General features: G+C 39.8%; 11 protein-coding genes. 7 read left to right on the top strand and 4 right to left on the bottom strand.

Going from position 1 to position 11,466, the window contains the following annotated elements; genetic code table 11:
* The first annotated feature begins 255 nt into the window (after nucleotides 1-255).
* Entirely contained in the window at nucleotides 256-831 is a 576-nt protein-coding gene (locus tag I6L31_RS14845) for a 5-formyltetrahydrofolate cyclo-ligase (RefSeq protein ID WP_051070637.1), read from the top strand.
* A gap of 132 nt (nucleotides 832-963) precedes the next feature.
* Nucleotides 964-3,390: an endopeptidase La gene (lon, locus tag I6L31_RS14840; protein ID WP_005003125.1), complete on the top strand. Its 2,427-nt coding sequence runs from the start codon at nucleotides 964-966 to the stop codon at nucleotides 3,388-3,390.
* A gap of 55 nt (nucleotides 3,391-3,445) precedes the next feature.
* Here the strand turns inward: lon and I6L31_RS14835 are convergent, their stop codons facing one another.
* Nucleotides 3,446-4,600, bottom strand: coding sequence for an IS4 family transposase (locus I6L31_RS14835; RefSeq protein WP_005003123.1), 1,155 nt, complete (start codon nucleotides 4,598-4,600; stop codon nucleotides 3,446-3,448).
* Between the two features lie 392 nt (nucleotides 4,601-4,992).
* On the opposite strand from I6L31_RS14835, the gene rlmH reads away from it, so the two are divergent.
* The 3 genes from rlmH to I6L31_RS14820 all read left to right on the top strand — a co-directional run bounded on the left by rlmH (nucleotide 4,993) and on the right by I6L31_RS14820 (nucleotide 7,275).
* Complete coding sequence (gene rlmH, locus I6L31_RS14830; protein WP_005003120.1) at nucleotides 4,993-5,472, top strand: 23S rRNA (pseudouridine(1915)-N(3))-methyltransferase RlmH; 480 nt, start codon at nucleotides 4,993-4,995, stop codon at nucleotides 5,470-5,472.
* Nucleotides 5,473-5,553: 81 nt separating this feature from the next.
* Nucleotides 5,554-6,330 carry a dioxygenase family protein gene (locus tag I6L31_RS14825; protein ID WP_004996395.1) on the top strand — a complete coding sequence of 259 codons (777 nt, stop codon included), beginning with the start codon at nucleotides 5,554-5,556 and terminating at the stop codon, nucleotides 6,328-6,330.
* A gap of 177 nt (nucleotides 6,331-6,507) precedes the next feature.
* A complete protein-coding gene (locus I6L31_RS14820; protein WP_005003117.1) occupies nucleotides 6,508-7,275 on the top strand; it encodes a DUF4377 domain-containing protein in 768 nt (255 codons plus the stop codon).
* Nucleotides 7,276-7,349: 74 nt separating this feature from the next.
* Here I6L31_RS14820 and gdhA read toward each other — a convergent pair whose 3' ends face one another.
* Nucleotides 7,350-8,753: an NADP-specific glutamate dehydrogenase gene (gdhA, locus tag I6L31_RS14815; protein WP_228128613.1), complete on the bottom strand. Its 1,404-nt coding sequence runs from the start codon at nucleotides 8,751-8,753 to the stop codon at nucleotides 7,350-7,352.
* A gap of 263 nt (nucleotides 8,754-9,016) precedes the next feature.
* Between gdhA and I6L31_RS14810 the strand changes: the two genes are divergently transcribed.
* Both I6L31_RS14810 and nth read left to right on the top strand, forming a co-directional pair.
* Entirely contained in the window at nucleotides 9,017-9,811 is a 795-nt protein-coding gene (locus I6L31_RS14810; RefSeq protein WP_005003113.1) for an RnfABCDGE type electron transport complex subunit B, read from the top strand.
* A complete protein-coding gene (gene nth / locus I6L31_RS14805) occupies nucleotides 9,812-10,492 on the top strand; it encodes an endonuclease III (RefSeq protein WP_004996387.1) in 681 nt (226 codons plus the stop codon).
* A 3-nt stretch (nucleotides 10,493-10,495) separates the two neighbouring features.
* Here nth and I6L31_RS14800 read toward each other — a convergent pair whose 3' ends face one another.
* Nucleotides 10,496-10,672 (bottom strand): LysE family translocator, encoded by a 177-nt coding sequence (locus I6L31_RS14800; RefSeq protein ID WP_228128600.1) that lies wholly within the window; start codon nucleotides 10,670-10,672, stop codon nucleotides 10,496-10,498.
* 67 nt (nucleotides 10,673-10,739) lie between these two features.
* Nucleotides 10,740-11,399: an adenylate kinase gene (gene adk, locus I6L31_RS14795; RefSeq protein WP_005003109.1), complete on the bottom strand. Its 660-nt coding sequence runs from the start codon at nucleotides 11,397-11,399 to the stop codon at nucleotides 10,740-10,742.
* Nucleotides 11,400-11,466 lie beyond the last annotated feature (67 nt).

The raw sequence follows: 11,466 nt of genomic DNA, 5'->3' as shown, positions 1-11,466 counted from the left end.
ACAACTAAAATAATTATAAATCCATCACACTAAAAATAATAAACTTGATTTAAATCAGATATATTGTTAAGTTTTTATTTTTAATCCCTATATATAATTTAATATAATTAATAGGAAGTGTGGGTTTTCTATTAAATTTTGTATTTAAACTTAATTTATTAGGTTAATTAAATTATTTTTTTGATAAAATTCATGTGAGATATTCTTTTAATTTTGTGTGTTTATTTGTTAGAGAGTTGGCATTTTGTAAAAAATATGAAAAATCTTCGTAAAAGTTTAGCTCGGAAGCGAAAACAGCTAAACAAATTTCAGCAAAAGAACTCAGCTTCGGCGGCATTATTCTTTTTTAGAAAATTTTTAATAATGACTCGTCATCAAAAAATCGGTCTTTACCTACATGCTTTTGGCGAAGTTCACACGCAGCTTTTAATTGAAGAATGTTATAAATTAAAAAAACAAGTTTATTTACCCATGATCTGTAATATGAATAATAAACTGGTGTGGGTCAAAGTCAGTCGCCATCAATATAGAAATAAGCGTTTTTCTCATCATCCTTTAGGTATGAAAGAACCCATGGCAAGTCGTGGTTATTCTGTGTCTCATCTTGATTTATTGGTGATGCCTTTAGTGGCCTGTGATCATCATGGAACCCGAATGGGAATGGGCGGTGGTTTTTATGACCGCACATTGGCAACAGCCCCACATCAACCATTCCGTTTAGGTTTGGCTCAGACGTTTCAATTGCTTGATCAAACCTTGCCCCGTCAAGCATGGGATCAGCCGTTGGATGCACTCCTCACACCTCATAATATTTATCGTTTTAAGCGTTAAACCTTTCAGGATACTAATTCCGACTGATTTGCTTATTTTTTTGCATTTTCTATATGAATGCCCTTGTAATTTTTAAAATACACATCACTATAAAAAACATGGCAACATTGTTGTCACTCATTAGGAGTGCCCATGTCTGAAAATATTATGAATATAGAAACCTTAGAGCCTCAGGTTCCAAGTGTATTACCGCTTTTAGCGTTGCGTGATGTTGTGGTTTATCCACACATGCAAATTGCGCTATTCGTGGGTCGTGAAAAATCGATCAATGCAGTGGATGTGGCTCGTAACAGTGACAATTTAGTATTTGTAGTTGCACAAAAAGATTCTCTTACTGAAGAAATTGATCACGACAACCTTTATCAATACGGTACTGTCGCGAAGATTGTGCAAGTTGTGAATCACGAAAATGATGAAAACTGTATTAAGGTCTTAATCGAAGGTCTTTACCGTTCAAAATTAACCAAAATTATTGATGAAGATAGCCATCTAACGGCCGAACATCAATTAAGTCCGATGACGGTTAATATGGACAAACAAGATCAGGAAACTCGTTTGCAGGAGTTACGTACTTTATTTGCTCAATACGCAGAAGCAAAATTACGTAATGCCCGCGAACTGGTGACGGCTGCAAATAAAATCGATGACTTATTACAACTCATGTTTTTTGTCGCGACTCGTGTGCCTTTAAATATCGATGTAAAACAGAAATTTCTGGGACATGATGAGTTTGAAGCACATTTGCAAGAGCTAACAACCTATTTAACTCAACAATCTGCTGAACAACAAATCGAGCAAACCTTACATGACAATGTAAAACGCCAAATGGAAAAAAACCAGCGCGAATACTTTCTAAATGAAAAAATGAAAGTGATTCAGCGTGAGCTTTCCGATATGAATGGCGGTGCTGAAGATGACGTTGCTGAAATTGAAAAACGTCTGGTTGAAGCAGATTTACCTGAGCATGTTCGTAAAAAAGCCGAAGCGGAGTTTCGCAAGTTAAAAGCAATGCAACCTGCTTCGAGCGAAGCGGCTGTGGTGCGTAATTATCTTGAAGTGATTCTGGATACCCCGTGGAATACCGCAAGTAAAGTCAGTATTAACCTGAAAAAAGCACAGGAAATTCTGGATGCCGATCACTATGGTTTAGATGATGTCAAAGACCGTATTGTGGAATATCTGGCAGTTCAGTCTCGTGTGAAAAAACTTCGTGGTCCAATTTTGTGTTTAGTTGGTCCTCCAGGTGTAGGTAAAACCTCACTGGGCGAATCTATCGCCAAAGCGACAGGTCGCGAGTTTGTGCGTATGGCCTTAGGTGGTGTGCGTGACGAAGCTGAGATTCGTGGTCACCGTCGTACTTACATTGGTGCGATGCCGGGTAAAATTGTGCAGTCATTGACTAAAGTCGGTGTGAAGAATCCATTATTCTTGCTCGACGAAATTGACAAGATGGCACAGGATTATCGTGGTGATCCTGCTTCTGCCCTGCTCGAAGTTCTGGATCCATCACAAAACAGCAAGTTTAACGATCACTATCTTGATCTTGATTTGGACTTGTCAGAAGTGATGTTTATCTGTACAGCGAACAGCATGAATATTCCGGAAGCGCTGCTGGATCGTATGGAAGTCATTCGCTTACCGGGTTATACCGAGGAAGAGAAAGTTAATATTGCTGAACGTTACCTCGTTCCTAAAGCAATTAAAGACAATGGCTTACGTAGTAGTGAATTGACCGTTCATGAAGAAGCAATTCGAGACATCGTTCGTCGCTACACACGTGAAGCGGGTGTGCGTAGTTTAGAGCGTGAAGTTTCTAAAATTGCACGCAAAGTGGTGAAAGAAGCGGTGAGCAAGAAGTCGAAAAACTTGCACATCGATGTCACTGGTGAAAATCTGCCAGATTACTTAGGTGCGCATAAATTTGACTACGGCATGGCTGAAGATGAAGCTCAAGTCGGTCGCGTTAATGGCTTGGCATGGACTTCTGTCGGTGGTGAGTTATTGACTATCGAAGTGGCAGCAGTCAAAGGTAAAGGTAAATTCATTACTACAGGTTCGCTTGGTGATGTAATGAAAGAATCGATTACCGCTGCAATGACCGTGGTTCGTACTCGTGCAGATGAACTGGGAATCGAAGCATCTCGTTTTGAAGAAACTGATGTCCATGTTCACTTGCCTGAAGGTGCAACACCAAAAGATGGCCCTTCTGCTGGATTGGCATTAACAACCGCATTGGTTTCTGCATTTACTGGGATTCCAATCCGCGCTGATATTGCCATGACTGGTGAAACCTCTTTACGTGGTAATGCACTTCGTATTGGTGGCTTGAAAGAAAAACTTTTGGCAGCACACCGTGGCGGAATTAAGTTGGTATTTATTCCGCAAGATAACGTCCGTGATTTGGCTGAAATTCCAGATAATGTCAAAGAAGGTCTGGAAATTAAAGCCGTGAAAAGCATCGATGAGATTCTGCCGCTAGCTTTAACTGAACAACCCAAACCATTGGCAAAAACGCCGATCGTAAAACCAGTTGAAGAGTCAAAAGCTGCACGTCATTAATCTCATACTATGTCAATCAAAAAGAGAGCTCAGGCTCACTGCTGTCCCACAAATATCACAAGAAGAACCTCAATTGAGGTTCTTCTTGTTTTCGCCATTTTTTATCAGGCACAAAGAGTGACCTTAAAAGTTTCCTTTCAAATAAATTGACCTGAATAATTCTCAGTAAACGCTGAACACTCCATCCTTCTTGTGCCATGTGTTTAGCGAAGTTCACCAGCAAATAGGCAATTAATGCAATCCATATTTGCGTTTGTATCGCATTGCGGCTTCGACCTAGAAATGACTTCAGTTTTAAATTCTGCTTGATGGCTTTAAAGAATAACTCAATCTTCCAGCGATCTTTATAAATTGCAGCAATGGTGGATGCTGCCAGATGAAAGTTGTTGCTCAGAAATTCGAATGTTCTTTTCTTATCTGTATCATAAAACTCTATACGTCTTAATAATTCAGGTGCGCCTCTTTTCTTGGCATGCGCACTGCTCAATTCAATACATTCATCCGCAATAATCCCTTTAGTCTCTAATACGCTGCGGCTTGATTTAACTTGATAAACTGTCTTTGGGCGTAGCCGGGTTACAAAGCTGACGTTCTGAAGTGTCAACTGAGCAAACCATTGATAATCAACATATCCTTTATCAAAGACGATAATGCTGCCAGCAGGAAATTTAAATGCTCTGCCTTGCACCATATCATTTTCAATACCATCCCCAAGCGCTACAAATTCAGGAATGGTATTGCTGTGATTTAAGCCAACACTGAGTTTAATACTGGCTTTGGATTCATGCACTTTTGCCCATGCGCACAATGACAGTGAAAGATCAATATGACTGGCATCTAGTGAATACAGCGGATTTTTGAATCTAAATTTATGTGCAGTTTTAGAGTTTTCACAGCGCTGAAGCAGCTGTGTGAACAATTGCTGATACAGGCTGGCGGGCTGTTCTTCGTTGAGTCTTGCTAAGGTGCTTCGCGCAATTCTCTTCGCGCCAAGATGATAGAGCTTTTCCTGCTGGGATTCGAGATTGGATTGAATGTCTCTTAAGCTTTGCCGACAAGAAAGTTGGGACATCAATATGGCAACAAACTGATCCCAGCGGGTGGCTGATCTTAATTTTTGCCCAGAGTGGTGCAGTTTAGCCAGACGTTCAAAATCTTGTCTTAGAATGGGTTTGAGTAATTGATGAAATACGGTATTCTGATGTGACAAAACCTGAATCCTTGTAGTTGAAGTGTTTGTTCGCACTTATATTTTAACTACTTTGGACTCAGGTTTTTTTATTTAAGTTTAACTATGGGACAGCAGTGGCTCAGGCTCTCTTTTTTACATTCATTAGGTTGAAAATTGATCAATTAACCCCATAATAAAAGTAACAATTCATCATTTTCACTTGTTGAATTTAGTCTGGTCATCTGATTCTCCAGACAGATGACCTTTTAACCGCAGCCCCTTCACGCTTTTTGTGGGCTGCGTTTTTTTAATGTACTTAGTTTTTTTGTCTAAGGCTTAATCATTCAAATAGATACAATTACAATCGACATGAAGCCCGCTAAGATCCTCGTTATACTTAGATTTGTTCGCATTGTGCATCGAGCCATATTATGAAAATTCGCATCCTCACGATTGGTCAGAAAATGCCAGCTTGGGTACTCACGGGTTTTGAAGATTATTTCAAACGTATCCAACCTTTTGTGCAGACTCAAGTGATTGAGCTCCCAATGGCGAAACGTGGAAAAAATGATTCAGAAGCCGATATTTTAAAATATTGCCAAATTGAAGGTGAAAGTATTCTGAATACACTCAAACCGAATGAAACTCTAATTGCACTGGAAGTTGGCGGACGGGAGCTAAGCACAGAAAAACTTGCAGAGACGATGAAGTCATGGATGCTGGAAGGCAATGATGTAGCTTTAGCCATTGGTGGTCCAGATGGATTATCTGATCAAGTCCGTCAAGCTGCTGCTTGGCATTGGTCTTTATCTAAACTCACGATGCCACACCCGATGGTTCGGATTTTATTGATTGAGCAACTGTATCGAGCCATGAGCATCAACCACAATCATCCTTATCATCGCGCTTGATGCATCGTTTGAGACAAAATTATCAAACTAAAACGTTATATGTTTGGCAAGATAAATTGATATTTGTATGAGGTAAACAGCATGAATTTACAAACACTTCCCGGGCTATTTATCTCTCATGGTTCACCTATGCTTGCGCTGGATCCTGAACAAGTCGGGCCAGCTTTACACCGCTTGAGTTTTAATTTACCTAAACCTCAAGCGATTATCATCATGTCTGCACACTGGGAAAGTCAGTCTCTGGAAATCAGTACTTCAACGCGTCCACAAACATGGCATGATTTTCGTGGCTTTCCCAAAGAACTCTATCAAATTCATTACCCTGCGCCAGGTCAACCAGAACTGGCTGAGGAAATTTTAAAATTACTGGCCGAACAACATATTCCTGCTCATGCCAATAGCACCCGACCACGTGATCATGGAGTCTGGATGCCGTTATTGCATATGTATCCTGAGGCGGATATACCCGTAATTGAAATTTCATTGCCGATGAACATGAATGCAGATGAAATTTATCAAATTGGCAAAGTCCTTGCTCCGTTACGCGAACGCCAAATTCTCTTAATTGGTTCAGGCAGCATCACCCATAATTTGGCAGAATTATCATGGGATGGAAATGCTCAACATGTTCCCGAATGGGCTTCTTCTTTTCGTAATTACGTGGTGAATAAACTGACTCATCAAGATTATGATGCTGTGCTGAATTGGCCAGATATTCCATACGTTGAACGTAATCATCCCACTCTGGAACATTTTGCTCCATTATTTTTTGCGATGGGAACAGGTAATCGTTTTTCGATTGTACATAGTAGTTTTTCTATGGGTGCACTAGGCATGGATATTTATCGGTTTGACTAACTTTGACAAATAAACACACTTCTCTTTCTTAAATCTTGATTAATTTAGCAAAATACTTAGTGTAGTCATTGTTGCAAAATAGATACAATCTGAAACTGAAAGCCTTCATTGTCCTTATTTTATTTCCCCAATAATCCATTAACATACAATCTGTTAAAGTAAATATTGTACACTTGCATGAAAATCAAATACTTAATCCTTGCTCTTTTACCTTTTTCAATTGTGGCATGCCAATCTGTACATCAGAACTCTGCTCCTGTCACTGTGAATGCAGAAAAACAAATGAACGTAAATAAAATTTTGAGTGCTTATACTTGGAGCTACCAGCCTGAAGGTACGCCTCGTCCAATTCAGTTAAATTTCTCAGAAAATCGTTTGAATATTATTACAGGTTGTAATAATCAAGGTGGCTCTTGGAAAGTCGAAAATCAAAAATTGATCACTTCCTCGCTTGTTTCAACCATGAAAGCCTGTGAACCTGCACTGATGAAGAATGAGCAATTCTCAAGCAACTTATTTAACGATCAACAGAATAAATTTGAACTCAATACTGCATCGGTTGAACAGCCACGCTTAACCATTATTGCATCGAATGGTCAGAAATATGAGTTTGAAGGCAGCATGACGCCTGAGACTAAATATCAGTCTCAAGGTGAAATTATTTTTCTGGAAATTTCCCCAGAAACTAAACAATGTACTGGCGTAGGCCCACAAACCTGCTTACAGGTTCGTGAAATTAAATACGACAACAAAGGCATTAAAACTCAAGTCGATAAAGACTGGACTTTATTTTATGATCAGATCGAAGGCTATCAGCACCGTGATGATCAACGTGTGATTATTCGTGTTAAACGTTACGAACGCAAAAACCCTGCGGCTGATCAGTCAAAATATGCTTATGTGCATGATATGACAGTGGAACAAGAAATCGTAAAGAAACCATAAATCCATAATGGATTCAAAAAATCCGATGCACTTCACTTTGCATCGGATTTTTCATTTAAAATATATGAATGATTTTAAAAGACACCTTGTGCCAGCATGGCATCCGCCACTTTTACAAAACCTGCAATGTTGGCGCCATCTACATAATTCACTGAACCATCTTCTCTGGTTCCATACTTGACACAGTTGGCATGAATATCTTTCATAATTAGATGTAAACGCTCATCAACTTCGGCATGTGACCACGATAGACGAATCGCATTTTGCGACATCTCTAAGCCTGAGGTTGCAACACCACCCGCATTTGAGGCCTTACCCGGGGCATATAAAATTTTAGCTTGGATAAATTTTTCCACCGCCCCCAATGTTGAAGGCATATTTGCGCCTTCTGCCACACAGATAACCCCATTTTGAATGAGAGTCACGGCATCCTCAGCATTTAATTCATTTTGAGTGGCACATGGCAAAGCAATATCGACTGGAATATGCCACGGTGTTTTTCCTTCAAAATATTCAAAACCATGTTTAGACGCAAACTCAGAAATACGACCACGCTTTATATTTTTGAGTTGCATAACTTCAGCAAGCAACTCATCATTAAAGCCATTTTTTAGATAAACTGTGCCGTTAGAATCAGACAACGTCACTACTTTTGCCCCTAAGAACATGGCTTTTTCGGCAGCGAACTGCGCAACATTACCTGAACCTGAAATCGCAACCGTTTTACCCTGAAAATGTGTGCCCTGAGTTTTTAACATTTCTTCTGCAAAATAGACCGTGCCATAACCTGTTGCTTCAGGACGCATCAAACTTCCGCCAAAAGAAACACCTTTGCCTGTAAATACAGATGAGGAGTTATTACTCAGCTTTTTCATCATGCCTGCCATATAGCCAACTTCACGGCCACCTACCCCAATATCACCTGCAGGGATATCGGTATCTGACCCCAAATGACGATAAAGCTCAATCATGAGTGCCTGACAAAAACGCATAATTTCACCTTCAGATTTTCCTTTAGGATCAAAATCTGAACCGCCTTTGCCCCCTCCCATAGGAAGTGTGGTTAATGCATTTTTGAATGTCTGCTCAAAACCCAAAAATTTTAAGATAGATAAATTCACCGAAGGATGAAAACGCATACCGCCTTTAAAAGGTCCAATCGCAGAATTATATTGCACACGAAAAGCACGGTTAACTTGCGTTTGTCCCTGATCATCCATCCAAGCTACGCGAAACTGGATGGCACGTTCAGGCTCAATTAAACGTTCTAACAAAGCATAATTTGCATATTCTGGATTTTTTTCAATAAATGGCCACACACTCATCATGACTTCTTCTACAGCTTGCAAGAATTCTGGTTGGTGTGGATCCCGTACTTTTACGGCGTTTAGGAAGTCGTTAAGGCTAGTATATTTCAACGCTTCATCCTCAGTAATAAATGATTCAATATTGTGCAAATTTCTCAAAAGATGATAAATTTTAGAGCAACTGATTAAATAATGTTTATAAAATAATCTCAATCTTTATTTTATAAATTATTAAAATATTTTAATTCAAAGCATTATGGTTGGAATTAAAATTTAAGCTAGATCAATCCAAAATAAATTTGAATTATTTTAGTGCATTTATGGCGCTAAAATAGATCAATATACTCACCTATATTTCATGCTAAAATATTGCGCTGGTTTGTACGCCACATTTACTGCGTCTATTTTATCTTTTTCTTTAGTTTGCCAAATCCATGAATGCTGCTATTACGCTAATCCGCGAAGTCGATGCCCTTTTGCCCCAAACCCAGTGTGGTTTATGCGGACATCGTGATGGATGTTTACCTTATGCAAAGTCGATTGTAGAAGGTGAAGATGCCAATAAATGTATTCCAGGCGGACAGCCTGTCGCAGATGCGCTTGCGATGCGACTAAAACGCCCTCGATTGCAAGCAGAAGCCAGTGTCTGGCCCATTCAGGCAGACGGACGTCCGCAACGCATGAAAGCGATTATTCGTGAAGATGAATGTATCGGCTGCACCAAATGTATTAATGCCTGCCCTGTAGATGCGATCATTGGCAGTGGAAAAGTCATGCATAGTGTCCTCAGTGACTTATGTACAGGTTGCGAACTCTGTATTCCACCTTGCCCAGTCGATTGTATCGATCTGGTTGAAGATACTCAGCCCTTATTAACAGATATCCAGAGACAACAAGAGCAAAACGATCTACGACAACGTTACTATGCACATATTCAACGCGAAGAGCAGCAACGTTTAACCCGTAAAGGACCTATTGTTCGTGCTGAAATTGATACTGAACTTTTCGCTCAGTTTTCTAGTGCTGTTGAAGAAGTACCTGTGATTAAATTAATTGAAGATCAGGCAAAAATACCCACTACATTAGATGCTAAAACCACAATCGAACTGGCAAAACTACGCACTCAAATCAAAAAGCTGGAAAAACAACTCAGTGTCCGCCCAGATCCAGTAAAACAGCAGCAATTGGATCAATTGCAACAACGCTTAGATGAAATTCAGGAGCTTTAAATGCCAGTGAAGAACATGACAAAAAAGCAGATTCAAACCTTTTTTGAACGTCTACGTGAGCAACGACCACATCCGCAAACGGAGCTAAACTATTCTTCCCCTTTTGAATTGCTCATCGCAGTGATGCTCTCGGCGCAAGCGACAGATGTTAGTGTCAACAAAGCCACCGATAAGCTCTATCCTGTCGCCAATACCCCTGCACAAATTTATGCATTAGGCGTTGAGGGACTGAAGCACTATATTAAAACCATTGGTTTATATAATGCCAAAGCTGAAAATGTGATTAAGACCTGTCAAATTTTACTGGAAAAACATCAAGGCGAAGTTCCTCAAACACGAGCTGAATTAGAAGCACTGCCTGGTGTTGGACGTAAAACCGCAAATGTCGTCTTAAATACAGCTTTTGGTCAGCCTACAATGGCAGTTGATACCCACATCTTTCGTGTTGGCAATCGCACTGGTTTGGCCGTTGGAAAAAATGTACTTGAAGTAGAGCATCGATTGATTAAGGTGATTCCTAAAGAATTTATAGTCGATGCGCATCACTGGTTAATCTTACACGGTCGTTATTGCTGTATAGCTCGTAAACCTAAATGTAATGAGTGTGTGGTGTCAGATGTCTGCAACTGGCCTGAGCGGTTTGAATTTGGCGCCGCTAAAAACAGTGCTATGAAGTCATAAGATTTATTTGGTTTGTTTGTTTTGAGGGGATCGCAAATGATCTTTTTGCACAGACTGACTTGGTAATTTTTCCTGTGCTTCCTGCTTTTGGACACGTCGCAGCATTTTATAGCTGATATAGACTAAATAACTGAGTCCAATTAAGCTTAAAATCACCAAAAGTGCTAAAGCGATTTTCAAAATTATCGACCTAAAAAACAAAAAGAGCCCTATCATAACAGAGCTCTTTCAAAACGAATAATCAGACTTATTGAGTTTGGTCTAAAATTGCAAACAAATCTTGTTGTACGTCTTCAATTTTACGTAAACCATCGAGCTTGTCATAAGTCGGAGCATTTTCGCCTGAAGCTGCACGCTCTTCGTAAAAACCAACTAACAACTCAGTCAAAGTATGATAATCAGCCAAACGTTTACGAATGGTTTCTTCCTGATCATCCGCACGTTGAACTAAATCTTCACCTGTCACGTCATCTTTACCGTCCACTTTTGGTGGATTATATTCAATATGATAAACACGACCAGATGCAGGATGCTGACGACGTCCAGATAAACGTTTTACAATCTCTTCATCAGGTACCGCAATTTCAATCACATGATCAATGGTAATGCCTGCACTTTCCAAAGCTTCTGCCTGTGGAATAGTGCGCGGGAAACCATCAAAGATACAGCCATTCGCACAATCAGGTTGTGCAATGCGCTCTTTTACTAAGCCAATAATTAATTCATCTGAGACCAAACCACCAGATTCCATTACACTTTTAGCTTTAAGGCCGAGTTCAGTACCTTCACGAATTGCAGCACGGAGCATATCACCGGTTGAAATTTGTGGGATATCGTAGCGCTTACAGATCAACTGAGCCTGAGTACCTTTACCTGCTCCAGGTGGTCCGAGTAAAATAATGCGCATAACAAAAAATCCTCATTAAGAACAATTTTCAGAATGTCTTGGACTATGGTTGTATAGACCATACCTA

It is taken from the genome of Acinetobacter septicus, from assembly GCF_019355975.1.
GTDB lineage: Bacteria > Pseudomonadota > Gammaproteobacteria > Pseudomonadales > Moraxellaceae > Acinetobacter > Acinetobacter ursingii.
Note: the sequence above shows the minus strand (reverse complement) of the source record. Positions and strands in the feature narration are given on the sequence as shown.